At 71.5% G+C, this 550-nt stretch carries 1 protein-coding gene; it reads left to right on the top strand.

All coding sequences use genetic code 11. From position 1 onward, the window contains the following. Nucleotides 1–550: iron chelate uptake ABC transporter family permease subunit (locus EN884_RS37990; RefSeq protein WP_164895520.1), on the top strand; the 550-nt coding region annotated here is incomplete at both ends.

Raw genomic sequence — 550 nt, 5'->3', positions numbered from 1 at the left:
GCCCCTGACCCTGCTTGGCCTCGACGATGAAGGCGCGCGCAGCCTTGGCGTGCCGCTCGGCGCCTATCGCTTCGCCGGACTGGCGGCCGCCGTCGCGCTGATCGCGTTTGTCGTTGCCGCTGTCGGCGTCATCGGCTTCGTCGGCCTGGCCGCGGCGACGCTCGCGCGCATCGGCGGTGGCCGGCGGCTTGGCCAACAACTGGTGATGGCGCCGCTGATCGGCGGCGCGTTGCTGTGGGCCGCCGATCAAGGCGTGCAGATCGCCACCGGGCCGCAAGGCGACCTGCTGCCGACCGGAGCGATCACAGCACTTCTCGGTGCGCCGCTGCTGCTCTGGCTGCTGCCGCGCCTTGCGCTTGGCTCGGAAGCCCCGACCTTGATGGCCGTGCGCCTGCCGCGCGCAAGCCGGCCCGGCCTTGTTCTCATGGCACTCGGCCTGGCTCTGCTTCTGCTGCTCGGGCTGGCCCTGCTCCATGAACCGGGTCCGCATGGCTGGACCTTCGCCTTCGGCGACGAGCTGCAGCCTTTGCTGTCGTGGCGGTTGCCTCCC

The sequence above is a fragment of the Mesorhizobium sp. M7A.F.Ca.AU.001.01.1.1 genome, from assembly GCF_004022735.1.
Classification (GTDB): domain Bacteria; phylum Pseudomonadota; class Alphaproteobacteria; order Rhizobiales; family Rhizobiaceae; genus Mesorhizobium; species Mesorhizobium ciceri.
This window is presented reverse-complemented; position numbering and strand designations above follow the sequence as displayed.